The sequence below is a fragment of the Bordetella tumulicola genome, from assembly GCF_054779135.1.
This window is the reverse complement of record NZ_BAAGYU010000014.1, coordinates 119,779-146,136: the sequence shown is the minus strand read 5'-3', so window position 1 is coordinate 146,136 and position 26,358 is coordinate 119,779. Positions and strand designations below refer to the sequence as shown.

The 26,358-nt window shown below is 60.4% G+C and carries 21 protein-coding genes and 1 pseudogene; 8 read left to right on the top strand and 14 right to left on the bottom strand.

Going from position 1 to position 26,358, the window contains the following annotated elements:
• Positions 1-137 precede the first annotated feature (137 nt).
• The 6 genes from rfaE2 to ubiE form a co-directional block, all read right to left on the bottom strand.
• Positions 138-626, bottom strand: a complete 489-nt coding sequence (rfaE2, locus tag ACYVDM_RS25810; protein ID WP_415793459.1) for a D-glycero-beta-D-manno-heptose 1-phosphate adenylyltransferase — start codon at positions 624-626, stop codon at positions 138-140.
• A 65-nt stretch (positions 627-691) separates the two neighbouring features.
• Positions 692-1,576, bottom strand: coding sequence for a ferritin-like domain-containing protein (locus ACYVDM_RS25805; RefSeq protein ID WP_415793458.1), 885 nt, complete (start codon positions 1,574-1,576; stop codon positions 692-694).
• 164 nt (positions 1,577-1,740) lie between these two features.
• A complete protein-coding gene (gene ubiB / locus ACYVDM_RS25800; protein ID WP_415793457.1) occupies positions 1,741-3,294 on the bottom strand; it encodes a ubiquinone biosynthesis regulatory protein kinase UbiB in 1,554 nt (517 codons plus the stop codon).
• 3 nt (positions 3,295-3,297) lie between these two features.
• Entirely contained in the window at positions 3,298-3,936 is a 639-nt protein-coding gene (locus ACYVDM_RS25795; protein ID WP_415793456.1) for a ubiquinone biosynthesis accessory factor UbiJ, read from the bottom strand.
• 349 nt (positions 3,937-4,285) lie between these two features.
• Positions 4,286-5,299, bottom strand: a complete 1,014-nt coding sequence (locus ACYVDM_RS25790; protein ID WP_415793455.1) for a Tim44 domain-containing protein — start codon at positions 5,297-5,299, stop codon at positions 4,286-4,288.
• A gap of 258 nt (positions 5,300-5,557) precedes the next feature.
• Complete coding sequence (gene ubiE / locus ACYVDM_RS25785) at positions 5,558-6,322, bottom strand: bifunctional demethylmenaquinone methyltransferase/2-methoxy-6-polyprenyl-1,4-benzoquinol methylase UbiE (protein ID WP_415793454.1); 765 nt, start codon at positions 6,320-6,322, stop codon at positions 5,558-5,560.
• 162 nt (positions 6,323-6,484) lie between these two features.
• On the opposite strand from ubiE, the gene phoB reads away from it, so the two are divergent.
• The 3 genes from phoB (at position 6,485) to serA (ending at position 9,829) form a co-directional block, all read left to right on the top strand.
• Complete coding sequence (gene phoB / locus ACYVDM_RS25780) at positions 6,485-7,183, top strand: phosphate regulon transcriptional regulator PhoB (protein ID WP_415793453.1); 699 nt, start codon at positions 6,485-6,487, stop codon at positions 7,181-7,183.
• Positions 7,184-7,195: 12 nt separating this feature from the next.
• Entirely contained in the window at positions 7,196-8,494 is a 1,299-nt protein-coding gene (gene phoR / locus ACYVDM_RS25775; protein ID WP_415793452.1) for a phosphate regulon sensor histidine kinase PhoR, read from the top strand.
• Positions 8,495-8,629: 135 nt separating this feature from the next.
• Positions 8,630-9,829 carry a phosphoglycerate dehydrogenase gene (gene serA, locus ACYVDM_RS25770; protein ID WP_415793451.1) on the top strand — a complete coding sequence of 400 codons (1,200 nt, stop codon included), beginning with the start codon at positions 8,630-8,632 and terminating at the stop codon, positions 9,827-9,829.
• Here serA and ACYVDM_RS25765 read toward each other — a convergent pair.
• Positions 9,796-10,683, bottom strand: a complete 888-nt coding sequence (locus ACYVDM_RS25765; RefSeq protein ID WP_415793449.1) for a LysR family transcriptional regulator — start codon at positions 10,681-10,683, stop codon at positions 9,796-9,798. The two genes, serA and ACYVDM_RS25765, sit on opposite strands and share 34 nt — an antisense overlap.
• Before the next feature lie 179 nt (positions 10,684-10,862).
• Here ACYVDM_RS25765 and ACYVDM_RS25760 point away from each other — a divergent pair, with 179 nt between their 5' ends.
• The 4 genes from ACYVDM_RS25760 to ACYVDM_RS25745 are packed head-to-tail and all read left to right on the top strand — an operon-like array spanning position 10,863 to position 13,852.
• Entirely contained in the window at positions 10,863-11,294 is a 432-nt protein-coding gene (locus tag ACYVDM_RS25760) for a VOC family protein (RefSeq protein WP_415793448.1), read from the top strand.
• A 24-nt stretch (positions 11,295-11,318) separates the two neighbouring features.
• A complete protein-coding gene (gene pxpB / locus ACYVDM_RS25755; RefSeq protein WP_415793447.1) occupies positions 11,319-12,044 on the top strand; it encodes a 5-oxoprolinase subunit PxpB in 726 nt (241 codons plus the stop codon).
• Positions 12,041-13,042 (top strand): 5-oxoprolinase subunit C family protein, encoded by a 1,002-nt coding sequence (locus ACYVDM_RS25750; protein WP_415793446.1) that lies wholly within the window; start codon positions 12,041-12,043, stop codon positions 13,040-13,042. Before pxpB ends, ACYVDM_RS25750 begins: the two co-directional genes overlap by 4 nt.
• 36 nt (positions 13,043-13,078) lie before the next feature.
• Positions 13,079-13,852 carry a LamB/YcsF family protein gene (locus ACYVDM_RS25745; protein ID WP_415793445.1) on the top strand — a complete coding sequence of 258 codons (774 nt, stop codon included), beginning with the start codon at positions 13,079-13,081 and terminating at the stop codon, positions 13,850-13,852.
• A 73-nt stretch (positions 13,853-13,925) separates the two neighbouring features.
• Here ACYVDM_RS25745 and ACYVDM_RS25740 read toward each other — a convergent pair whose 3' ends face one another.
• A complete protein-coding gene (locus ACYVDM_RS25740) occupies positions 13,926-17,885 on the bottom strand; it encodes a DUF3683 domain-containing protein (RefSeq protein ID WP_415793444.1) in 3,960 nt (1,319 codons plus the stop codon).
• Positions 17,886-17,961: 76 nt separating this feature from the next.
• Positions 17,962-18,507 (bottom strand): YqaA family protein, encoded by a 546-nt coding sequence (locus ACYVDM_RS25735; protein ID WP_415793443.1) that lies wholly within the window; start codon positions 18,505-18,507, stop codon positions 17,962-17,964.
• 113 nt (positions 18,508-18,620) lie between these two features.
• On the opposite strand from ACYVDM_RS25735, the gene ilvA reads away from it, so the two are divergent.
• Complete coding sequence (ilvA, locus tag ACYVDM_RS25730; RefSeq protein ID WP_415793442.1) at positions 18,621-20,129, top strand: threonine ammonia-lyase, biosynthetic; 1,509 nt, start codon at positions 18,621-18,623, stop codon at positions 20,127-20,129.
• A 52-nt stretch (positions 20,130-20,181) separates the two neighbouring features.
• Here ilvA and ACYVDM_RS25725 read toward each other — a convergent pair whose 3' ends face one another.
• From ACYVDM_RS25725 to ACYVDM_RS25705, 5 genes and pseudogenes are all read right to left on the bottom strand, one after another.
• The gene (locus ACYVDM_RS25725; RefSeq protein ID WP_415793441.1) at positions 20,182-21,072 is read right to left on the bottom strand and encodes a LysR family transcriptional regulator; all 891 of its coding nucleotides are present in this window, start codon (positions 21,070-21,072) and stop codon (positions 20,182-20,184) included.
• Between the two features lie 203 nt (positions 21,073-21,275).
• Positions 21,276-21,739 (bottom strand): annotated as a pseudogene (locus tag ACYVDM_RS25720) (nuclear transport factor 2 family protein).
• Between the two features lie 96 nt (positions 21,740-21,835).
• Positions 21,836-23,902, bottom strand: coding sequence for an FAD-binding oxidoreductase (locus tag ACYVDM_RS25715; RefSeq protein WP_415793440.1), 2,067 nt, complete (start codon positions 23,900-23,902; stop codon positions 21,836-21,838).
• Positions 23,903-23,960: 58 nt separating this feature from the next.
• Positions 23,961-24,578: a glutathione S-transferase family protein gene (locus tag ACYVDM_RS25710; protein ID WP_415793439.1), complete on the bottom strand. Its 618-nt coding sequence runs from the start codon at positions 24,576-24,578 to the stop codon at positions 23,961-23,963.
• Between the two features lie 375 nt (positions 24,579-24,953).
• Positions 24,954-26,084: a porin gene (locus ACYVDM_RS25705; protein ID WP_415793463.1), complete on the bottom strand. Its 1,131-nt coding sequence runs from the start codon at positions 26,082-26,084 to the stop codon at positions 24,954-24,956.
• Positions 26,085-26,358: the final 274 nt, after the last annotated feature.

The following is a 26,358-nucleotide window of genomic DNA, read 5'->3' as shown; positions in this document are numbered from 1 at the left end:
GCAGTCCCCGCAGGGGACCGAGGGCGCCTCCTGGCGCGCCCGAGCCATTTCGATCAGGCTGGGCGGGACCGACCCGCGACGCTCGCCCTGCAACGGCGCCTCAAGAACTCAACCACCCGCCACCGAACAGCTAGCCCTCAATCCCCGCGAATTTTCTTCACGAGCGACGTAGTGGAACGTTCGAACTCGAATGGAATCGCCAATGCCCTGCCGCCCCAGGTTTTGACCAGGGCAGTTTCGGGGAGCTTTTCCATATCGTAGTCACCGCCCTTGACGATGAGATCGGGGCGCAGCTCGCCGATGATTTCGACAGGTGTGTCTTCGTCAAAGGTGGTGACGATGCTTACGCACGCCAGGGCGGCTAGCAGGGCGGCGCGGTCTTCTTGGCGGTTCAGGGGGCGATCGCTGCCTTTGCCCAGGCGACGTACGGAATCGTCGGTGTTGATCGCTACGATCAGCGTGGCGCCTAGTTGGGCGGCCTGGTCCAGGTACGTGGCGTGGCCTCGATGCAGGATGTCGAAGACACCATTGGTAAAGACCAACGGCCGGGGTAACTTGCCCAATGCGAGTGCGGCGGCGCAGGCCTCGCGGGACAGGACTTTGGATTCGAAACGGGCGGCAGACATACGAAGATTGTACGCTGCCGCCTCAGGGACGACGAGAGAGGCCCGATGGTGCTCGGCCCTTGTGATCAGGCGCCAACGGGCAGGATCAGGTCTGATTTTGCATTGGCCGAGATCATGTTGGAGACCTCTTTGCGGTAGCGGCTCAGGTCTTTCACCGAATCGAAAGTGCGGTCCATCAGCTTGGACAGGATGTGGAGGATGCGCGAGGCGACTTTGTCCTCCCAGACGCCATCGAAACGGATCTGCGTATCCAGCCAGTTTTCCAGCCAGCCTGGCTCCGGCAGACGCGACTGGATCGTGTCATTGGGAAACAGGCCCTTGTTCACGTGCAAATTGGTTGGGTGCATAGCCTGCGACGTGCGGCCGGCCGAGGCCATCAGCACACCGATCTTCGAAAACGCCAAACGTGCCTGCGCGCTGGTTTGCTCGCCACGGTCGTGCAGGGCACGACGCATGTATTGCAAATAGGCACCAGCATGGCGGGCCTCGTCGCGCGAAATGGTGCGGTAGATTTCCCTGATGACGGGTTCAGTGTGCCATTCCGCGGCACGCCGATACCAGTGATTCAGGCGAATTTCGCCGCAGAAGTGCAACATCAGCGTATCGAGCTCCGGTGCCGGATCAAACTCGAAACGGATCTTGTGCAGTTCTTCCTCGGTGGGTACCAGCTCCGGGTAGAAACGGCGCAGATACTCCATCAACACCAGCGAATGCTTTTGCTCTTCGAAAAACCAGACCGACATAAACGCGCAAAAATCGCTGTCGCCGCGGTTATCGCGCAAAAACATTTCCGTTGCAGGTAACGCCGCCCATTCCGTGATGGCGTTCATTTTGATGGTATAGGCTTGTTCGTCCGACAGCTTGCTGCGGTCGAACTGATCCCAGGGAATATCGCTCGCCATGTTCCAGCGCACGGCTTCCATGGTCTTGAAAAGTTCAGGATAAAGCATGATTTGGCCCTTATTGATCCCGCGTGGGACGCTAGCAGTTCAGTAGTCCCGTGCAATCACGGAGCGAACACTCGCATTTCATGACGCAAGTGTATTTATCGCCTTTGGATGCGAATCTATCATGACAGAAATATGACAGATTCATGACATCCAAGTACGGCTAATCAGCGAGTCAGCGCCCACAAGGCAACCCCCACTGCGACCGCCAGCACTGCCGTCAAGGCAATGAGTAGGCGATTACCCTGCTCTTGCGCATAACGCAGGCGGGTCATTTCTTCTAGTAACTGTGGCGCCGTATCCGGGCGATTCAGTCTCTCGTACATCAAGCGCGGCAAGGATGGCAGCGTCTGCGACCATTGCGTAGCTTCTTTTTCCAGCGACTGGCGCAGACCTTGCAGGCCCATGCGTCGTCGCATCCAGTTTTCCAGGTAGGGCTTGGCAGTCTTCCAGAGATCGAGGTTCGGATCCAGTTGACGACCGAGCCCTTCGACATTCAGCAAGGTTTTTTGCAACAACACCAATTGTGGCTGAATTTCGACATTAAAGCGTCGAGACGTCTGAAATAAGCGGAGCAGGACTTGCCCCAGCGAGATCTCAGACAACGGCCGGTCGAAGTACGGCTCGCAGACGGCACGCACGGCGCCTTCGAGCTCCTCTTCGCGTGTGTCGGCAGGCACCCAGCCAGACTCAATGTGCAATTGTGCCACGCGACGATAATCGCGGTGAAAAAATGCCAGAAAGTTCTGCGCGAGGTAGTTCTTGTCAAACTCCGACAGCGATCCGACGATACCGAAATCCAGGGCGATATAGCGTCCCAGAGATTCGGGCTGATCAGAGACGTAGATGTTACCCGGGTGCATGTCGGCATGGAAAAAACCGTCGGAAAACACCTGGGTAAAGAAAATATCCACACCACTGCGCGCCAGCTTGGCGATGTCGATGCCAGCCGCACGCAAACGATCGATCTGTCCCACCGGTATGCCATACATCCGCTGCATGGTGAACACCGTCGCGGTCGTGAACTCCCAGATCACCTCGGGGACGATCAGCAAATCACCGCGCCCGGATTGCGCATCGAAATTGCGGCGCAACTGGCTGCAATTAGAAGCCTCGCGCACGAGATCGAGCTCATCGTGCAGGTAATTGTCAAACTCCGCCACGACTTCGCGTGGCTTGAGGCGGCGGCCATCGGCGCCGGCGCGCTCGACAATGCGCGCCACAATATGCAGCAAGGACAAATCGCGCTCGATCGCTTTGCGCATTCCGGGACGCAGGACTTTCACGGCGACCTCGCGGCCGTCGTGCAGCACGGCGAAGTGGACTTGGGCAATCGACGCAGAGGCCACCGGATCGACATCGAACTGTGCGAACAACTGCGAGGGCGGCGCCCCAAGCGCGGTCTCAATGCACGCCGCCGCCTGCGCCGACGGAAATGGTGCGACGCGGTCCTGCAAATGCGCGAGCTCGTCAGCAATATCGGCTGGAATCAGGTCGCGGCGCGTCGATAGCACCTGGCCGAACTTCACAAAAATCGGACCCAGGGACTCGAGGGCGCGTCGCAAACGCAAGCCGCGCGGCGCTTTGGGCTGCCCCCCCAATCTCAGCAACCACCGCAACGCGCTCGCCAACGGGTGATTCAGACTGGACAACACCAAGTCATCGAGACCGAAACGAAACGCCACGCACAGGATACGAAGCACGCGAAAGATGCTGGGCATGGATCAGACGCCTCGCTTTGCGGCCAGACGGGCCAAACGTGCTTCCAGTGCCGCTGCCCCGCGGGCGATCTCGTCGCGACGTTGGGTCATGTCAGCCAGATCCTGACGCCATTGGGCCAACAAGGGCGCGCCGACGAGCACACCCCGCTCTTCGGCCAGGTACTCTGACACATTTCGGGTCAGATTGGATGCAGCGGTGCGCGCGCCCTGGCTGGCAGCCCGGGCCCCGGCCATCAGGCGCGCGGCGGGAATATCGCCCACGAACCGAGACAGGTCGTCCTCCGGATCCCAGCGCAGGTTTTCTGCCAGATCGGACACGACACGCGCCAGGGCGGCATCGCCCTCGATATGGGTCGCCTCGGCCATATCCGGCCGCGTCTGGCCGGGCAGCAGGCCCAGCGGGTTGAACTTGGCGGGGTCCACGGTCAGGGTCACATCCGGCACCACGGCGGCGTCGGCCTGATCGGCGTAGCCCTCGCTATTGATCGCCAGGCCCGTCACGAAACCGCCCACGGCAAAACGTACGGTTTTACCCGCATGACGCGCCAAGCGTTCGCGCGCCCAGTCCTCACGCGACAGCAAGGCGTTGAGCGCACGGACAGCCAACCGCGACGGCGTGGGCAGTAAGGAAAAAGGCAGCATTGATGCGAGACGAGCCTGCACTAGCAGCCCCCGTCAAAAAAACGAAGATATCCGGAGTTTACCGGTTCAGGGCATGAGCCCCTGAAAACGCGCCGTGTCGGCCCGCAGAAATGAAAAGCCCCGCATGCTGCGCCTTTGGCTTGCTGCCCCCCAAGGGGGGTTTTGCCTTGGGGCGGCCCGGCGGCAAAAAAAGGCCCCCAACGCTGCGCCTTTGGCTTGCTGCCCCCCAAGGGGGGTTTTGCCTTGGGGCGGCCCGGCGGCAAAAAAAGGGCGCCTCACTGACGACGCCCTCTTTGGATTGGGGGGAATCCGACGGGATCCGTGCTTCAGATCCCATGGCCCACCGTGATCAGCTGGCGTATTCGACAGGAATCTGCTGAATACCGGCCAACAGCCACCCGCCTTGCTGAGGCTTGTAGAGGTTCCAGACTTCTTCGAAGCGGAAGGCTTCAGTACCCGGGGCCTCACGCAGCATGCCGGAAAAGCGCACGCTGGCCAGGTGACCGTCGGACACCGTCTCGATGCCCAGCATTTCGGCGTTGAGCAAAACGACCTCGGTTTTGTTCGGCGCCGCGCCACGCTCGGTCAATTGCTGCTTGAGCTCGGCGATCAGATCGTCGGTCAGGTATTCGCGCAGACGATCCGTCTCGCCACTATCCCAGATGCCCTGGATAGCCACAAACTGGGCCTTGGCGTTTTTCAGGAACGCGGTGGTATCGAAATCACCTGGGATATACCAGTTATCGTTATCGCCCGCGGCAGGCGATTCAGCCGATGCCGAGGCCGGGGCCGAAGGTGCCACCGCGGCGGCGGGCACGGCTGCCGGCGACTGCGACTGCGATTCGCGCCACATGGGTTGCTGGCTCTGGCCGGCATGGTCCTGGCGGGCGGCATTGTTGCCGCCAAAAGCGCCTTGCATGGCCGGACGCGCGCCCGCACCGCGCAGGCGGCGGACGATAAACAAGATGGCGAAGACAACCAGCCCGATCAGCAGCATGCTGGACAGGAACTCGGCAAACGCGCCCGACAAGCCCAGGTGAGACAGCAGAGCGGCAATACCCAGACCCGCTGCGATACCGGCGATCGGACCCAGCCAGCGGGACATGCCGCTCTTGGCCGCGGTGCCCGCCGCCGCTGTACCCGCCGCGGCAGCCGTCGGTGCGGCACTGCGGTTGGTCGTGGTCGACGTGGTCGACGGCGTCGTGGCCTGGCGCTGCTGCGTGATGTTGGTGGATTGACGGCCAAAGCTGCTGCCGCCGCCCATGCGACGCGCCTCGGCGTCAAACGACACCGCAAGCATCGCGGTACCCGCGACGGCGATCAGCGCTGCAGCGAAAAACCGGGTAATTCCGGATCGGGACATATCGTGTGACTCCTGACATATGGCGGTGCCCTGGAAGACGCCGCTACCAGCCCCCCGCTAGGTTGCTGGCTTTTTGTTAAAAGCTTTCTTACGGAAAGCTGAATACCCAAAGAATAATAGACAAGCCCGGGAACGGCAAGTTCCTCGCGCGACGCCCTGGGGGATCAGGCCGATGCCTCGTGAGGCGAGCAATCCCCATCGGGGCCTTCATTGTGCGGGGCAGGCCGGCAATGGTACCAAGGCGCGCCCTGCCGACGTTCAAGCCAGACGCACACCTTCGTGCAGTGCCGCCACGCCGGCCGTCAGATTGAAGTACTGCACCCGCTCGAGGCCCGCCTTGCGCATCATGTCGGCCAGGGTGTCCTGGTCGGGATGCATGCGGATGGATTCGGCCAGGTAACGGTAACTGGCTTCGTCGCTGGCGACTTTTTTGCCCAGCCAGGGCAGCACATTAAAGGAATACCAGTCGTACACCGGCGCCAGTGGGCGCGCCACGCGTGAGAACTCGAGCACCAGCAATTTGCCACCTGGCTTGAGCACCCGCGTCATTTCCGCCAACGCCTGGTCTTTGTGCGTCATGTTGCGTAGACCAAACGCCACGCTCACCCGGTCAAAATAACCGGAAGGAAACGGTAATTTTTCAGCGTCGCACACCGCCGTGGGCAACAACAGGCCCGCATCGGTCAGACGATCGCGCCCGACCCGCAACATCGAGTCGTTGATATCAGTCAGCCAGACCTCGCCCGTCGGACCGGCGCGACGTGCAAAGGCGCGGGCCAGATCACCAGTGCCACCCGCGATATCCAGCACTTTCATGCCGGGGCGAATGGCCGCACGGCCAATGGTAAAAGCCTTCCAGATGCGATGCAGGCCGCCCGACATCAGATCGTTCATGACGTCATAGCGCGAGGCCACGGAATGGAAGACTTCGGCGACCTTGCGCGCTTTTTCGCTTTCGGGAACCGATTGAAAGCCGAAATGGGTGCTGGCCGAATCAGAAGAAGAATCAGGGTTTTGTTGCATAGTGAGGGCCCGGTGTATGACGCAATGGTAGCCGATCGGGGCTCAGAACCGTTGCGAAAGTCCTGGCAAAAAAGGCATTGGTCACATACCTGTAATAATTTGGCCATAGTATCGCAATGTTCGCGCCTACTATGCGCTCATCAGCCTTCCTGATTACTGCCCATGTCCAGCACTATTCTTGTCGTCGAAGACGAACCCGCCATTCAAGAACTGATTGCCGTCAACCTCTCGTTTGCCGGCCATAAGGTCTTGCGCGCGTTCGACGCGGATCAGGCGCAAACCCTGATCCGCGCTGAGCTCCCCGATCTGATTCTGCTGGACTGGATGCTGCCCGGCACATCCGGCCTGGCCCTGGCGCGCAAGCTACGCGATAGCGAACGCACTCGTGCCGTCCCCGTCATCATGCTGACGGCCAAGGGGGCTGAGCAGGACAAGGTCGACGGACTGGAAGCCGGCGCCGACGACTACATCACCAAGCCGTTCTCGCCCAAAGAGTTGATGGCGCGCATCAAGGCGGTCTTGCGCCGCCGTGCGCCCCAACTGACGGACGACATCATCGATGTCAGCGGCCTGAAACTCGACCCGGTAACGCACCGCCTGTCCGGAAATGAGCAATCGTTATCGATCGGCCCCACCGAGTTCCGCCTGCTGCATTTCTTCATGACCCACCCGGAACGTGTGTTCTCGCGCTCGCAATTGCTGGATCAAGTATGGGGCGATCATGTCTTCGTCGAGGAACGGACGGTGGATGTGCACATCCGGCGTCTGCGCAAGGCCCTGGAGCCCTCGGGCCATGACTCCCACGTGGAAACGGTGCGTGGCAGCGGATATCGCTTTACGGCACAGATTCCGGCACGGTAAAACTGTGCCACGATGATTTGGCTGCGCACTTTCTTTCTCGTCGCCCTCTGGGCGATCCTGGCGTTGCTCGTGCAATGGATAATTGGCGATCCGGCAGGCTGGATCGTATTTTGCACCGCCGTGACATTCATGCTGTTTTGGCGCAGCTGGCGACTGCGCCTGGTATCCCACTGGGCCAATCATCCAGACACCTCGCCCCCCGCCGCGGTTGGCCCCTGGGATGACATCCTGGCGCCGCTGTATCGCTACACGCGCGCCCGGGCCCGCGATCTGGCCGAGGCGCGTGCCGCCATGCAAAGCATGCTGTCGGCCGCTCAAGCCCTGCCTGATGGTGTCGTCACACTGAACGAAGACTTTCAGATTGAATGGTGCAATCGCGTCGCGCGCCATCACCTGTCGCTGAATTTACCCGCTGATCGCGGCCAAAATCTACTGAACCTGCTACGAGCACCAGAGTTTGTCGCGTACGCCCATCTGGACGACTGGCCCGATCCTATTTTGGTGCGCCTGGCGCATGGCGGCCAAGAGCGCGTCATGATGATGCATTTGGCCGCCTACGCCAGCAACCGCCGGCTGCTGATCACGCGCGATGTCACGCAAATCGAAAAACTCGAAACCACGCGACGCGATTTTGTGGCCAACGTCTCGCACGAGCTACGCACGCCGTTGACGGTGCTGACGGGCTTTCTGGAAACACTGCGCGATATGCCCGTGGATGCGCTGGATGATGCGCAGCGTGCCCAATACCAGGCCATGATGTTCGAACAGGCGCAACGCATGCAGGCGATCGTCGAAGACTTGCTGGCGCTCTCTACACTGGAGTCCTCTCCCGGATCCGATCCCCGCGCCGTCAACGTCCCTGCGCTGCTGCAAACGGCACGCCAGCAGATCGAGGCGCTGTCGGCTGGCCGGCATACCTTCTCGTGGGACATCGACGAAACCCTTGACATCCTGGGCGCCGAAACCGAGCTGGCATCGGCCATGTCGAACCTGTTAACGAACGCCGTGCGCTATACACCCGACGGCGGCAAGATTACGGTACGCTGGTATAGCGAGTCCGATGGCGGGGCCCGCTATAGCGTGCAGGACACCGGCATAGGCATCTCCGCGCTGCATATCCCCCGCCTGACCGAGCGCTTTTACCGAGTAGATCGGGGTCGTTCGCGTGCAGCGGGCGGTACGGGACTGGGGCTGGCCATCACCAAGCACATCGCGATCCGCCACGATGCCGAGTTGCTGATCACCAGCGAACCCAGCCGCGGCAGCACGTTCGCCCTGCATTTCTCCGCCGAGCGCGTGGTGGCCGCCTGAGCTCGCGGCGCGTCCTTGCATTGCGCCCTATCGCCTTACCGATCTAATGGGCTCTCGCACCTGAAACGGGAAACTAGGTCACAATCAATGAACGCTTTTCATTGATTCCTTCCGCATTTTCCCACTGCCGCATCCATGACCAAGATCGTCCTGTTCGAGAATATCCATCCTAGCGCCCGCGAAGTCTTTGCCGCGGCGGGCTACACCGACATTGTCACGCATGCGACGGCGCTGCCGCCAGCCGAGTTGCGTGAGGCGCTGCGCGGTGTGCACGTCGCGGGTATTCGTTCCCGCAGTCACATCGATGAGCAGGCCCTGGCCGCAGCCACCGACCTGCGGCTGGTGGGCTGCTTTTGCATCGGCACCAATCAGGTCGATCTGAATCACGCCATGCAACGGGGCATTCCGGTCTTTAATGCGCCATTTTCCAATACCCGCTCGGTGGCCGAATTGGTATTGGGCGAAGCGATCCTCTTGCTGCGCCGCATTCCCGAAAAAAATGCCAGGGTCCATCTCGGGCATTGGGATAAATCAGCCAATGGCGCATTCGAAGCCCGTGGCAAGACGCTGGGCATCATCGGCTACGGCAATATCGGGTCGCAGATCAGCACATTGGCCGAAGGCCTGGGTATGCGCGTGGTCTTTCATGATGTAGAAGGCAAGCTGCCGCTGGGCAATGCACGCGCGGCGAATTCGCTCGCCGACCTGCTCAAGCAAGCCGACGTGGTAACGCTGCATGTGCCGGGCGGCAAGAGCACGGAAAACTTGATAAATGCCGATACGCTGGCCCAGATGAAGCCCGGCGCGATCCTGATCAACGCGTCGCGCGGCACAGTGGTCGACATCGACGCGCTGCACACGGCATTGACGTCGGGCCATTTGGCGGGGGCGGCACTCGATGTTTTCCCGACGGAGCCCAAGGGGCCGAACGAACCGCTGGCAAGCCCACTGATCGGCCTGCCGAATGTTTTGCTGACCCCGCACATCGGAGGCAGTACGCAGGAGTCACAGGAAAACATCGGCCGCGAGGTGGCGGAGAAGCTCGTGCGCTTCTTGCAAGCGGGCACGACGAAGGGCGCGGTGAATTTTCCCGAATTGCCCTACCAGGAGCCGACGGGCGAGACGCGCATCCTGCACGTTCACCGCAATGCGCCGGGCGCGTTAGGCGCGCTGGATAATCTGCTGGCGGAACAGGGCCTGAATATTCTCAGCCAAAGTCTGCAGACGCGTGGCCAAGTGGGCTACGTGATTACCGATGTGGATGGGGAAGTCAATGATCTCGTACTAGAGAAGTTGCGCAATCATCCCATTACGGTGCGGTGCGATCTAGTGTAGCGGCGCAAAGCCAGGCAGTGGCTTAGCTGAGCCGCAAGCGAGTTGGGGTCTTGAGCGGCCGGGGCAACGACACCCACCTCCCGGTTGAAGGCAGCAGGCCCCAGGTCCTGGAGGTGCAGGCCTTGTGAGTCGAGGTGGCGAGTGCGAGGCAGCAGCGCCACACCCAGACCGCGGCGGACGAGGTTGGCGATCGCGTCCATTTCGTCGAGTTCTATGGCCTCGCGTACGGTGATACGGTGTTTTTTCAGGAACATATCGACGAGGCGGCCGCCGAACGAGGAGCGGTCGTAACGGATGAATGGTTGCCTGGTGAGATGATCACGCCAGGATTGCGCGGGCAGATCTGCGGGTGCCGCCAAGACGAGGGGCTCTTGCAGAATGAGACGCCAGGTCAGTTCGGGGGGCAAGGCAAAGGGCGGACGCAGCATGACGGCCATGTCTATTTCGCCGGCGTCGACTTGGCCCAATAGCGACAGAGAAACGCCGGGAATGACGCGCACCCGCACGTCAGGAAACGTTTCCCGAAAATCCTTGAGGGCATCGACGAGCAGATGCTGCTGGACCGACGCGATGGCTCCCACTCGCAGTAGACCGCTGATGTGTCCGGCACCCGCGGAGGTAGCCATGCGCTCTGCCATGGCCACCAGTTCTTCGGCCTGAGGCAGCATGTCGCGGCCTGCGGCGTTCAGCACGGCCGATTTGCCTGTGCGCTCGAACAAGGTCACACCCAGATAGTCTTCGAGCCGGCGCATTTGCGCGCTGACGGCGGATTGGGTCAGGCCCAGTTGGCGGCCAGCGCCGGTAAAGGTGCCATCGCGTGCGACGGCAATAAAGGTTTTGAACTCTCGGATCATGATGACCCCATACTATCGATTTTTTTGATGCTCAGGACAAATAAATATCGTTTTTCGATCAAAAAAACAATTGCTAAACTATCTCTCATTGTGTCGCTATCGACATAGCCGTTTGTTCCGGCATCAGGATGTCGACACCTTCCCCTACTTTTTTTACGCTTATTGACTTGGAGTTCTGTATGAGCACACCCGCCATTCTGCCGCCCTTTCACTTGGCATTCCCCGTGCGCGATATCGCCGAAGCCCGCGCGTTTTATGGTGAATTATTGGGCTGTCCCGAGGGCCGTAGTTCGGACGAATGGGTAGACTTTAACTTCTATGGCCACCAAATCGTTGCGCACCTGTCGCCCGACGAGTGCGGCCACAAGTCGACCAGCTCGGTGGATTCGCACGATGTGCCAGTGCGCCACTATGGCGCCGTGCTGCCCATGCAAGACTGGGAAACGCTGTCCAAGAAGCTGATCGCTGCCGGCACCAAATTTGTCATTGAGCCCTATGTGCGCTTCAAGGGCGAGGTTGGCGAGCAAGCCACCATGTTCTTCCTGGATCCGTCGGGCAATGCTCTAGAATTCAAATCGTTCAAGAACCTGGATTCGCTGTTTGCGAAATAATCCCGTCTGGAGGCGGTTGCCCTGGTGAACGAGTCCTCGCTGATACCCAGTTCAACCGCCTGGCGCATCGTGCCGCAAGGCGATCGCTGCCTGATGATTTATTTTGGCGACCAGATCGACGCCGCGACGGGTCGATTATGCCTGGCCGCAGCCAGCCTGCTGAGCCAGGCCAGGTTGCCCGGGGTCACGGATCTGGTGCCGTCGTTCATCGCGCTAGCCGTGCATTATCAGCCCAACGGTCGGCACGGCCCACGCTACACAGCGTTGGTCAACCAGATCGAGGGAATTTTGTCGCAAGGCATCGCGCCCGATGCGCAAACCGGGCGGGACGTCGATATCCCCGTTTGCTATGGCGGCGAGTATGGCCCGGATCTGGACGAAGTCGCCCGTCACGCCGACACGTCCACCGATGAGATCATTGCACTGCACACGCGCCCCGGCAGTCTGGTGTTCATGCTGGGATTCGCACCGGGCGCCCCTTATATCGGAGTCCACGACGAACGATTGAATATTCCCCGGCGAGCCTCGCCACGTACTGCCGTCCCGGCGGGATCCGTTGCCGTCGCCAATCGCCAAAGCGTACTGTATCCCAGTCGCTCACCCGGCGGCTGGAACATCATCGGTGCCACGCCCTTGTCGTTGTTTGATCCTGCGCGTACGCCCTCCACACTGTTGCAACCCGGTGATCGCGTGCATTTTGTGCCGATCGACCGCGCCGAGTTCCTCCGACTGCGGGAGGCCAAAGCATGAGCCTGACCGTCCTGAAGCCCGGCCTGCTTTCTACCTTTCAGGATATGGGTCGCGCCGGCCATCAGCATTTAGGTGTGCCCGTCTGCGGTGCCATGGACATGTGCTCGCATCGTCTGGCCAACCTGCTGGCGGGCAATGACACCGATCACGCCACGCTGGAAATGACCCTGGTCGGCCCGACGCTGCGGTTTGAGGCACCGGCCTGTTTCGCGATTGCGGGGGCCGACTTGCAACCGACGATCAATGACGCCCCCGTTTCCGCTTATCGTCCGCTGATCGCCCGTGCGGGCGACGTACTGGCCTTTGGATCGGCTGCACCCGATACCGGCGTGCGTACCTACCTGGCCGTCCACGGTGGCTACGCGCTCACCCCCGTGCTGCAAAGCACCAGCACTTATGTCCGCGGCGCCTTTGGTGGACATGCCGGCCGAGCGCTCGCCAAGGGCGATACCATCGGCCTGCACACGACGCTGACGGCGGCCTCCGACACCTTGACGGATCTGGCCCAGGCCTTGTGGCAGATCCGCGTCTACCTGCCCAGCGCAGTCGTGGCCCGGGCACGCAGTCATCTGCGTCTATTGCCCGGCGTTCATTGGGACGAATTCACCGCAGCATCCCACCACGATCTGCTGAGCAGCGCATTCCGCATCAGCGTCCAATCAGACCGCATGGGCTACCGTCTCGAGGGCCCTGCCCTGTCGATGACGACGCCGCGTCAGATTCTGTCCGAGGCGGCCAGCTATGGGACCATCCAGGTGCCATCTGGCGGCGAGGCCATCATCCTGATGGCCGATCGCCAAAGCACCGGCGGATATCCCAAAATCGCGCAAGTCATTACCGTAGACCTGCCCTGGCTGGCACAACGTGGGCCCGGAGCGACAGTACGCTTTGAACTTACCGAGCTCGATGACGCCCAGCGGCTCGACGGCGAGCGCGAAGCCGCTTTTCTACAATTACAGGACGCGCTCGCCTCGCTGCGAACCGCGCTACAGGCCTGACGCCACTCTCATCTGCATCCTCACAGGAACGCCATCATGACCACCACGCCCCATCTTGTCATTGACCTGAACTGCGACATGGGCGAAAGCTATGGCGCCTGGCACATGGGCAACGACGACGCCATCTTGCAATTTGTCAGCTCGGCGAACGTGGCCTGTGGGTTTCATGGCGGTGATCCCTCGACCATGCGCAAAACGGTCGCCGCGGCCATCTCGAACAACGTCGCGATCGGCGCGCACCCCAGTCTGCCCGATCTGGTGGGCTTTGGGCGGCGCGTGATGCAGATCACGCCCCAGGAAGCCTACGACATGGTGGTCTATCAAGTCGGCGCGCTCGCTGCCGTCGCCGCCACGCAAGGCACGCGATTGCATCACGTCAAGGCCCACGGTGCCCTCTATAACATGGCCGCCAAAGACGCCGCCTTGTCACAAGCCATTTGCCGCGCAGTCCGGGATGTCGATGCCAATCTCGTGCTCTATGGCCTGGCGGGCAGCCACCTCATCCAGGCCGCCCAGGATCTGGGCCTGAAGGCGGCTAGCGAGGTGTTTGCCGATCGCTCTTATCAGGACGACGGCTCGCTCACTCCCCGCAGCCAGCCAGGCGCCATGATCGAAGGTGTGGACACGGCGGTCGCCCAGGTCCTGCGCATGGTTCAGGAACGCCTCGTGCGTTCGGTCAACGGCCGCGACGTACCCGTTCAGGCCGACACGCTCTGCATTCATGGCGATCAGCCCGGCGCCCTAGTTTTTGCGCAAACATTGCGCGATGCACTCGGCCAGGCAGGGATCGACGTACGGACAATGTCGTGATGAGCGCAGTCACGGGCTTTTAAGCGCCGCGCGCTCAAAAGCCCTCTCCCATTAGGTGTAACGCGTAAACGCGTTACACCAGCACCCGCTCAATCCCGCCCGCATTCGCGCGCTGCACGTATTCTTGCATCCATTGCTCGCCCAGGATATGGCGCGCCATCTCGACCACGATGTAATCCGCCTGCATCGCCGTATCGCCCTCATAGCGTGACAATCCCTGCAAGCAGGACGGGCACGACGTCAGCACTTTGATGTCGTCGGTATTGCCATCCTTGCGTAGTGCCTCCTGGCCCTTGAGCAGTTCCTCTTGCTTGCGGAATCGCACTTGGGTCGACACATCGGGCCGGCTCACCGCCAACGTCCCCGACTCGCCACAGCAGCGATCCGTTTTCACCGTACTGTCGCCCACGAGCGAACGCACCGTCTTCATCGGATCCTGCAGCTTCATGGGCGTATGGCAGGGGTCGTGGTACATGTAGCGCACGCCCTTGGCTCCGTCCAGCTTGATGCCTTTTTCCAGCAGATATTCGTGAATATCGATCAGGCGGCAGCCCGGGAAAATTTTGTCGAATTCGTACCCGGCAAGCTGGTCGTAACAAGTCCCACAACTAACCACGACGGTCTTGATATCCAGATAGTTCAACGTGTTGGCGACACGATGGAACAGCACGCGGTTATCCGTGATGATCTGCTCGGCCTTGTCATTCATGCCATTGCCGCGTTGCGGATATCCGCAGCACAGATAACCTGGCGGCAAGACGGTTTGTACACCCGCGTGCCATAGCATCGCCTGCGTCGCGAGGCCGACCTGCGAGAACAGGCGTTCGGATCCGCAGCCCGGGAAATAAAACACGGCTTCGGTATCCGCCGACGTGTGCTTGGGATCACGAATGATCGGCACGTAATTGGCGTCTTCGATATCCAGCAGTTTGCGCGCGCTTTGCTTGGGCAGCCCACCGGGCATCTTTTTATTGATGAAGTGCACGACCTGCTCGCGCAGCGGCGGCTTGCCCACCGTGGCGGGCGGCTGTGCGGTTTGCTTGCGAGCAAAGGACGACAAGACATCATGGGCCAGGCGCTGGGCTTTGTAGCCCACGCCCACCATCGCCTTGCGCGTGGCGTTGATGGTGGCCGGGTCTTTAGCGTTCAAGAAAAACATGGCCGCCGAAGTACCGGGGTTAAATGACTTGCGACCCATGCGGCGCAACAGCGCACGCATGTTCATCGATACGTCGCCGAAGTCGATATCCACCGGACAGGGGTTGTAGCACTTGTGGCACACCGTACAGTGGTCGGCCACGTCTTCGAACTCTTCCCAGTGCTTGAGACTGACGCCGCGGCGAGTCTGCTCTTCGTAGAGGAAGGCCTCGACCAGCAACGACGTCGCCAGGATCTTGTTACGCGGCGAATACAGCAAATTGGCGCGCGGCACATGCGTGGCACACACGGGCTTGCACTTGCCGCAACGCAGACAATCTTTCACCGAATCGGCGATCGCGCCGATGTCGCTTTGCTGCATGATCAGCGATTCGTGCCCCATCAGGCCAAAGCTGGGCGTCCAGGCATGGCGCAAATCCGCACCCGGCATCAGCTTGCCTGCGTTGAAATGGCCACGCGGATCGACACGCCGCTTGTAGTCCTGGAACGGCGCGAGTTCGGCTTCGCTCAAAAACTCGTACTTGGTCAGGCCGATGCCGTGTTCCCCCGAAATCACCCCATCCAGATCCCGCGCGATCTGCATGATGCGGGCCACTGCCTGGTGCGCCTCGGTCAACATCTCGTAGTCGTCGGAGTTAACCGGGATATTGGTGTGCACGTTGCCATCGCCGGCGTGCATATGCAGGGCGATAAACACTCGGCCCTTGAGCACACGCGCGTGAATGGCCTTGAGTTCGTCAACGATGTGCGTACCCGTGGCCCCTGAAAAAATGGTGCTCAGCGGCGCCAGCACCTCGGTGCGCCAGGACACCCGCACCGTGTGATCCTGCACCACATCAAAGATACGTGCCTCGGGTTGCGTCGCTACGCGATCGGACAACACACCCTGCAATGGGGTCATACCCAATCCGGACAAATCAGGCAGGGCCTGCCGCAGCGGCAGGTCGAGATGATCAAGCAGCCATTGCCAGCGTTGACGCACCGCCGCCAACACCTTGACCGCCTGCAACGTGCGCTCGGCCAGCGTTTCGGCGCGGGTCAGCTCGTCTTCCTCGTCTTCGGCCTTGCCCACGGGCAAGGGCTCGGACAGGTACTTGTCCAGCGCGTCGAGCAGCTTCAGCTTGTTGCGCGTCGAAAGCTCGATGTTGAGACGTTCGATGTGATCGGTGTACTCGCCCATGCGCGGCAGCGGAATCACGACGTCTTCGTTGATCTTGAAGGCGTTGGTGTGTCGTGCAATCGCCGCGGTACGAGAACGATCCAGCCAGAATTTTTTACGCGCCTCGGCACTGACCGCGACAAAGCCCTCGCCATGGCGCGTGTTGGCCAGGCGTACGACCTCGCTGGCGGCAATCGCCACAGCGTTCTCGTCGTCACCGACGATGTCGCCGATCAGCACCATCTTGGGCAGCGTGCCGCGCTTGCTCTTGGTGGCGTAGCCCACCGCACGCAGATACCGCTCGTCCAGATGCTCCAGGCCAGCCAAAATTGCCCCAAGCGCACGACCCTCGCCATCGAGATAGCCTTTGACTTCGACAATGGACGGAATCGCATCTCGCGCCTGGCCGAAGAATTCCATACAGACCGTACGCGTATGACGCGGCATACGGTGCAGCACCCAGCGGGCCGACGTAATCAGGCCATCACAGCCTTCTTTTTGGACGCCAGGCAGACCCGCCAGGAACTTGTCGGTGACGTCTTTGCCCAGGCCCGTCTTGCGGAACACGCCGCCGGCGATATCGAGCTGCTCCGTCTTGAGCAGCTTTTCACCGGGCTTGCCGGTACCGTCGAACCACTTGAGCTCAAAGCGCGCGACGGGGACGTCATGGATCTTGCCCAGGTTGTGTTCCAGACGGGTGACCTCAAGCCAGTTGCCGTCGGGATCCACCATGCGCCACCACGCCAGGTTGTCCAGTGCGGTACCCCATAGCACGGCTTTCTTGCCGCCTGCGTTCATGGCGATATTGCCGCCCACACAAGAGGCCTCGGCCGAGGTCGGATCGACGGCAAACACAAAGCCCGCCTGCTCGGCGGCCTCGGACACGCGCTTGGTAACCACCCCTGCACCGGCATCGATCACCGCGCACGGCTCGGTACGGCCCGGCAACATACAGGACTCGACCGCCCCCAGGGTGTCGAATTTCTCGGTATTGATAACGGCGGACTTCCAGGTCAGCGGGATTGCGCCGCCGGTATAACCCGTGCCACCCCCGCGCGGCACAATAGTCAGTCCCAGTTCGATGCACGCACGCACCATGGCGGCGATTTCGGATTCACTATCCGGCGTCAACACCACAAAGGGATAATCCACCCGCCAGTCCGTCGCGTCCGTCACATGAGACACACGCGACAGGCCATCGAACTTGATGTTGTCGCGGGCCGTGATGCGGCCCAGGACTTTCTGGGCCTGCTTACGCATGTGCTGCGTTTGATCGAACTCGCTTTCGAATGCCGCCACCGCCGAGCGCGCCCGCGCCAACAAGTCGACGACCTTGGTGTCGCGCAGCGGATCATGGCCCGCCTCGGGGGGCGAGCCCGGTTCGCGACGCTTGTCGATCTCGCCCAGGCGGTGATGCAGGGCCTCGATCAACTGCTTGCGTCGTTTGGGGTTATCGAGCAGATCGTCTTGCAGATAAGGGTTGCGACGCACCACCCAGATATCGCCCAGCACCTCGTACAACATGCGCGCGGACCGGCCGGTACGCCGCTCACCGCGCAGGTCGCTCAACCATTGCCAGGCGTCTTCGCCCAGCAAACGACCGACAATCTCACGATCGGAGAATGACGTGTAGTTGTACGGAATTTCGCGCAAACGCGAAGTTGCTGCCGGCGGGATCGCCGCAGATAAGATTTGGCTAGCGAGGGGGGCGTTCATGAAAAGACGGGGATAGGCCCTTAAAGAGTCATTTTATGACATTGCGCGAAAAATGCCTTTCGGTCTTGTCGTTCGCCTACGGCGTCTGGGGGAAAAACCACAGCAACCCGGCCGTCATGACCGCATAACGGGCAAATTTGCCAATGGCCATGTACAGCACGCTGGGCCAAAAGGCCAAGCGCAGCCAGCCCGCCACGGCGCACAACGGGTCGCCTACGGCAGGCAGCCACGACAGCAGCAAAGCGGGAGGCCCCATACGGTACAGCCAATCGTGCGCATATCGGTGCCAACGGCCGCTCATGCTGCCTTCCTTGGCCAGCGCGTCGCGCGGCGATTCGGCATGGGGATGTTTTTCACGCCAATCCTCCACGGCCCGGTGAGCGCCTCGCCCCATGGCGTAGCTGATCGCGCCTCCGACGGTATTGCCCGCCGTGGCCACCAGGACCGCGGGCCAGAACATATCCGGCGCCAGCTTCACAAAGCCAAATACCGCCGGCTCGGACCCCAGGGGCAGCAGCGTCGCAGAGATCAGGCTGATCAGGAAAATCGCCGGCAGGCCGATCTTAGGCAGCGCCAGTACGGCCAGCAACCAGTGCACGGCACTCAGAAGACTTTGTTCCATGATTCCACGAACAAGCAGGATGGCGGGCAGTGTAGCCCGGCTTGCCCGATGGTGGCAGAAGGCTGTGGTAATCTGGCCCGTGCTTTTTTTCCCTCCCGGCCTGTTACGCCTCCATGTCTGACGATTATCTCAAACGCATCCTGACCTCCAAGGTCTACGACGTCGCTGTCGAATCCCCGCTAGAACCTGCCACCCAGTTATCCCAGCGAATTTCGAACACGATTTTGCTCAAGCGTGAAGATACTCAAGCCGTATTCAGTTTCAAGCTGCGCGGCGCGTACAACAAGATGGCCAACCTGCAGCCCGCCGCCCGCAATCGCGGTGTGATCGCAGCATCGGCGGGCAATCATGCCCAGGGGGTCGCACTAGCGGCACGCCGACTCGGCTGCCGGGCTGTCATTGTCATGCCCACCACCAGCCCGCAGGTCAAGATCGACGCAGTACGCAGCCTGGGCGGCGAGGTCGTGCTGGCGGGCGAAAGCTTTTCAGATGCCTACACGCACGCAGTAGCGCTGGAAAAGAAAGAAAAACTGACCTTCGTCCATCCCTTTGACGATCCTGATGTCATCGCCGGCCAGGGAACCGTCGGCATGGAGATCTTGCGCCAGCATCCCGGCCCGATCGACGCCATCTTCGTGGCCATTGGCGGCGGCGGGCTGGTGTCGGGCATCGCGGCCTATGTCAAGGAACTGCGCCCCGAGATCAAAATCATCGGCGTACAAACCGAAGACTCCGACGCCATGTTGCGCAGCGTGCGCGCCGGGCGGCGCGTCCAACTGAACGACGTCGGCCTGTTCTCCGACGGCACCGCCGTCAAAATGGTGGGCGCCGAGACCTTCCGCCTCACGCGCAAGTATGTGGACGATTTCGTGGTGGTCGATACCGACGCGATCTGCGCGGCTATCAAAGATGTGTTCCAGGACACGCGTAGCGTACTGGAACCCGCCGGCGCCATGGCCGTGGCGGGAGCCAAGCAATACGCGGCCCAGCACAAGCTAAAAGACAAGACGCTCGTCGCCATCGCCTGTGGCGCCAATATGAATTTCGACCGCCTGCGTTTCGTGGCCGAGCGGGCCGAGGTCGGTGAAATGCGTGAGGCCGTCTTCGCCGTCACCATGCCCGAGCAGCGCGGCAGTTTCCGCCGCTTCTGCGAGCTATTGGGGCACCGCAACGTCACCGAGTTCAACTACCGCATTTCCGACGCCCAGCGCGCCCATGTTTTCGTCGGCGTACAAATCAGCTCGCCGGCCGAGTCCGACAAGATCGCGGCCAATTTCCGACGCCATGGTTTCGACACGCTAGACTTGACGCATGATGAAATGGCCAAAACCCACTTGCGCCACATGGTGGGTGGCCGTTCGACCTTGGCCCAAAACGAACTGCTGTACCGCTTTGAGTTCCCCGAGCGCCCGGGCGCCCTGATGCGCTTTCTGAATGCCATGAATCCCGACTGGAACATCAGCCTGTTCCACTATCGCAACCAGGGCGCCGACTACGGTCGCATCCTGATCGGCATCCAGGTGCCACCGTCGGATAAAAAACAGTTCAAGACCTTTGTGGCAGAACTAGGCTATCCGAACTGGAACGAAACCGACAATCCCGCGTACAAGCTGTTCCTGTAGACCGCCCCACTGAAACTGCTGTCCTCATTCCCATTACCGTCGGCTTGAATGGTCAGTTAAAAAGCGGATTCTCTCGCAGTCGTGGCACCGCCAAGTCCACAAAGGCTCTCACTTTCGCGGGAGCCTGCCGGCCCTCTGGATACAGCACGTGCACAGGTAACGGGGGCTCTTCAAAGTCGCTAAGCACAATCTGCAGTGTGCCATCATGCAAGGCGGGCCCGACCTGATAGTGCAGCACTCTGGTCAGGCCCCAGCCCGCTTTGGCGGTGGCAATCGCAGCTTCGTTGGTATTGCATTGCAGGACGGGATCGATAATGACGCGTTGCCCATGTGCAAAATGCCATTCCGGAGATATCCAGGCACTATGGGAAGCCACAATGCGGTGATGCTTGAGATCCGCAGGCGTGGTGGGTATGCCACGGGTTTTCAAGTATTCTGGCGACGCGCAGATAACGCGGCGAATGGAGCCGACCTGGATAGCAGTAAAACCCGAATCCGGCAGATGACCTATTCGGATGGCAAGGTCCATGCCTTCTTCCACGATGTTAACGAGGCGGTCGACAAAGAAAGTCCTCGCGTACATGCCCGGGTATGCATCAAGATATTCCGTCACGATGGGCAGTACGTACATCTGGCCAAACAAAGCAGAGGCCGTGAGAGTCAGCGTTCCAGATGGCTCGGCGTAGTGGCCGGCCGCGGCCGACTCCGCCTGCGCAATGTCATTCAGGATCCGGCGACAATCATCCAAATAGCGACCGCCCGCTTCGGTGGTCTTGACTGACCGGGTGGTGCGCACGAATAGACGCGCTCCAATCAGTTCCTCCAGCGCGGCCACCGTCCGTGTAACCGCGGGCGCACTCATGTGCATCTGGCGAGCAGCTTTAGCGAAGCTCTCGGTCTCGGCGACCTTCACAAAAATTCGCATCGCCTGCCAACGATCCATTTCTTTGTCCTTGCTCTTGCACTAATGGATTTGCATGAGAGTCTCCGGCGCCATTCTCGGATGGACTGTCGGCGTGTGTCGACATAGTAATCGGGACAGCGGCGACTTGCCTTCTGCGAGCCGGCGAAGCGGCGCGCGCGCCGTCCCGAACCCGTATCAAGCATCAAAGCGGGTGGCGGTTCGGTAAATAGGGTGTCAGTCTCTTAGAAGCCGAAATCGCTCAGACCGGGAGATCGTCTGGTCGACGTCCGAGCGGCCAGCGGAACTGACGCTCGGTCTCGGCGATCGGGTGTTCGTTAATGCTGGCGTGGCGCACCCGCATCAGGCCATCTTCGGCGAACTCCCAATTCTCGTTGCCATAGGCGCGAAACCATTGACCGCTATCGTTGTGATATTCATAGGCGTAGCGGACGGCGATGCGATTGTCCTTGAACGCCCAGAGCTCTTTGATCAGACGATAGTCCAGCTCCTGGCTCCATTTACGGGTGAGGAAGGCTTCGGCTTGAACACGGTTCGTGACGAACTCCACTCGGTTTCGCCAATGGGTATCCACGGTATAGGCCAGCGCGACCTTGGCAGGGTCGCGACTGTTCCAGCCGTCTTCGGCAAGGCGCACTTTCTCTACGGCCGTCTGTTCAGTGAACGGAGGGAGCGGGGGACGGGACATTGGAAAACTCCTTGAGTATGAAAGGACACGGAGGGATGGCGACGAGCAGCAACCTCCCTAGTCGCATCATGTGTCAAATACGTAAACGGAAGTCTGTCAAAGTGCGAGCTGGATTCGATCCTCATCGTCCTTTTCCTGTTGTGCCGGTACGGCACAGCAAATGAGAACCTCATCCTTACCAACGCTGGCAACGGGCTCCTTAATATAGGTCACTGTACCCTTGATGAGCTGCGTGCGACAGGTCCCGCAACTCCCTTCGCGACAACTGAATTCGGGTTCAAGGCCACGGGCTTCAGCTAGCTCCAGGAGCGTGCCGGAATCGGGCATCCAGCGCGCCTCCTTCAGCGAGTTCATGAATGCAACCGACACAGGCTTGATCGATGGCGACAATCGGGCAGGAGGCGTTGCAACGTGGTCACGTGTGCGCGTTAACGACGCCGGTCCAAACGCTTCGGCATGGACTCTTTCGTCGGCGATGCCGTAGCTCCGCAGTCCGTCGTAGATCGCCTGCGTAAATGGCGGTGGGCCGCATAGGTAGAACTCGTAGTCGCCGAAGGCCAGGAAACGGCCAAGGAGCGGCATATCAATGCGACCGGAGGCATCATAATCAACGCCATCCTGGGCACCACGGGTGTCGCTAAGCACCCGGACCAGTTTTACTGCGCCTTGCCCGGCAGCGATGAGCTCTGCCAGCTCCTGGTCAAAGGCACGCTCCTGCTTTGATCGCGAGGCATAAACGAGCGTGGTGGGCCGGGTGCGCTGCTTACGTAGCCCCTCGTAGACAATATGGCGCAGCATCGCAAGCAGGGGCGTTATACCGACACCGCCGGCTATCAGCACCACGGGACGCATCGCCAGCGTATCCAGCGTGAAATTTCCGGCCGGTACGCGCGCTTCGATCATATCGCCTTCACGTAACTGATCATGGAGGTATTGGGACACCAGGCCATCACGCTTGACACTGATCCGGTAGCGGCCATCAGAGGGGGCGACCGACAGCGTATAGGTACGAATGATGGACTTATCTGCACCAGGCAGCCGAACCCGGATGGGCAAGTGTTGACCTGCGGCATGTGGCAACAGCCCCGCGCCATCGTTCGGTTCCAGATGAAAAGATCGGATGGACTCGCTTTCTTGGACGATCCGGGATATCGTCAGCGCCCGCCAACGCGTTGCCAACTCGGCGGCACGCAACCGGTCGTCCGCCTGCAGCCAGTCGCCCGTCATGAGCGAACTATCAGACCAACCGCCATCCTGGAACGCCCAGCGCAGGGCCAGGCCGCCGAGTCTGCGAACCATCTTGCGCGCTCGAAATGTCCAGAGCCGCTCGGCGCCTTGAAACACCGCGATTTCGGGCGAATCAAAGACAACTTCAGCGTCGCCCGTCATCTGCAGCATGTCGCCGGTCTCGAAATCGACAAAGAGAAGCCCTGCTTGACCATTCAGAAAAATGTTGCCAAGCGTGGAGAAGAACAGATTACCGTCGAAATCCGGAATCGTGAGCGTACCGTCGCCGGCCACGCGAACAAAGCCCGCTTTTCCGCCGCGGTGGGAGACGTCGACTTGGCGGCGATCTTCACGATCGGCGTAGGAGGCAACGAAAAATGCGTCGGCGCGCTCGATCAACTCGCGAGCCGCTGGATCCATCGCCGCGAGTGCCTCGACCTGCCCTGCAAAGGAGCCGTTCGGATCTCGATCGAAACTGAAATCACGCAGCTGTATGTACCGAGGGCAGTTGCCAAAGCTTTGATCGACCTCGACCCGCAACCCTAGGTCAATATTCGAGAGAACACCATTCATGCGGTTGCGTCGACGCGTGTGCATCTCGATGCCCAGTAGGCCAACTGAGGCTCCTTCGATCATCCCACGCCCCGCGGGGTCCGCAGGACTCGGACGCGCGGCAATGTCGAGCGTCGTTGGCGTGGATGAAGACATAAAACCCGGCCTGCCTTCAAGAAACGTTGCCCAAGCATTCCCCTCAGAATCAACGCTGCCCAGCACGATGAACGGAAGTTGCGCGTAGAAGGCACGATGCTGGTCGGGCATGAAGTCCCGCACAACACGTTGGCCGACCGCTTCCATTCGTTCGGCCACACCGACCTTTTCCTGGATGAATTTCTCGCCCTCATGCCAGATGGGAAACTGCTTCTGTTTCACGGTCATTTCCGTCCCTTTGTGGCTCACATCGCTGCCGGTGTACGCACACGCCCTTTGGCCGCTATCACGCGTTAGCCGCGAGCCCTGCCGGGGTTTGGACGAAAGGGACAAAGCCGGGCAATGCTTCAACGCGGCCAAGAAAGCGCTTGACGGCGGTGTACGCGGACAGATCAACATTTCCCTCGGGCGCGCGAGCGACGTAGCTATAGATCGCAGCGTCAGCGATGGTTGGATGATCGGCGGCTAACCAATCGCGGGTTGTCAGATGGTGTTCCAGTTTATTGAGCAGGATATGCGCGCGCCCAATGACTTCTTCGGCGTTATAGGCGGCGCCAAACACGGTGATCAACCGAGCGGCTGCCGGGCCATACGCGAGCTCGCCGGCGGCCACGGACAGCCAGCGCTGGACGGTAGCCGCGCCGCGCGCGTCGTCCGGTAGCCACTCGCTTCGCCCCGTCCTCTTGGCGAGGTAAACAAGGATGGCGTTTGAATCCACGATGACAACACCGTCGTCGTCCAGCACCGGCACTTGGCCAAAGGGATTCAGGGCAAGAAACTCGGGCTTTTTGTGTGCGCCCGCCTTGAGGTCGACTTCAATCAGGTCGCTCTGCAGGCCAAGCAGCGATGCGAAAAGGACCACTCGATGAGAATGACCCGACAAAGGATGGTGATAAATCTTCATTGCCCGGTTCCTGGTTGGGGTTATCGGGCCGGGTTAATTCCCGATCCGTGTCACCAGTGTGAAACCGAATGTCCTCCAGAGGAATGATCTCTCTGGACATTTCTTTATTGCGCCAAGTGAAATAATTGACGCATTGTCAGGCTAGCGCCACCAAGACGGCGATCGCGTCATCGTCGCCGGGCGCGACAACAGGACAGCATCAATCAGGTGTTTGCCACCAAGCGATACCGCACAAAAGCGGAGGGGCCTCCGAAGAGGCCCCTCCTATCTAGGGCACGTGCACGCCCGGCGCAAAACCTTCGCGGGGTTAGTTGTCACTCGATGGAACGGAGAGAACCATGCATTCGTCAACCCACGCCGGAACGTGCGACGGCCTTAGAACCGGTGACGCAAGCCGACAGCCACAGCGGTGCTGCGCTGGTCTTCTTGGAATGCCCAGTTGTCGCCGTACGAACCCATCGCGTACAGGTTGGTACGCTTGCTCAGGTCATAGGTGTAACCCAGGCTGAACGTGTTGCTCGTGGCGTCGTCGCCCGTCAGACGGCTGTTGTTGACGTCAGCGCGCTGCCAGGAGGCCCAGATGTTGCTGGCACCGCCGATCGGAGCGCTGATACCCAACAGGTACGAGTTAACGCGCGAGCCGTCAGCCAACTGCCAGCTGCCCGTACCCGTGCCACCGACGTCGCTCAAGCCATCAATGCTCGTGCCAACGAACCAGCCGTCAAACGTTTGACCGAAAGCGGCCGAGATTTTGACGACTTCGAAGTCGTAAGCAGCACCAAGGATGTACGCTTGGACGTTGTCGGTATCGTATTGACCTTTGGTACGGCTGCTGTCCGGACGGAAGTTGTCGTACGACAGGGCCACATCCAGCGGGCCATTCTGATAGCGACCACCAACGGTCAGCACACGGTTGTTTTCGTTGGTACGGAAGCCGCCGCCGGGGTTATCGACGCTGCTGGAATTATCATCAGCATTGAACGAATAACCAACGCCGAACTTGAAACCCGAGAACGAGGGGGTTTGGTACAAGACCAAGTTGTCCAGACGGACCGTGTTGGCCGAGCTGAACGACGTACCCATAGTGGCTTGGTCGTAGCTGATGCCCGAGGGATCGATGCCGGAGAAATATTTCGAAGCCAAGTTGGTTTGACGACCGAAATCGAGTTGACCCCAGCTGTCGCTTTGCAAACCGACCGTAGCTTGACGACCAAACAGACGGCCACTTTGCGAAGAGTTACCGTTGTTGGGCGAAAAACCGCCTTCCAACGTGAACACAGCCTTCAGGCCATCACCCAGGTCTTCCGAGCCGCGCAGACCGAAACGCGAACCGCTATTCACGCCGTCCACAGCGCCGATACGGCTGGCTTTGTCGCCATTAGCACCCTTGACTTGGTTGTAACCAAGACCTGCATCAATCAGGCCATACAGCGTGACCGAGGTTTCGGCTTGGGCCACGCCTGCGAAGCCGGCAGCTAGCGCAACGGCTAGTAGCGTTTTTTTCATCATGATTTCCTAAAGCGATGTGACAGGAAAGGGCATGCGCGACCCGTCTATGCCGTAAGCGGTGCCGGACGACGCATGTACAAACGAAGTATCTTTCCTGAGGCAATAGGGATTAACCACGAATTTGGCGATCTGTCTTCCAAAAACAGGGGTAAGCGATATAGAGACACCCCGAAATCGCCGGTACCACCAATGAGGACGCCGTTTGTATCGGTTCAGAACGGCCTCGAGCACACCGTTGCATGATGCAAATTTATTAACAGAATACGTTGCA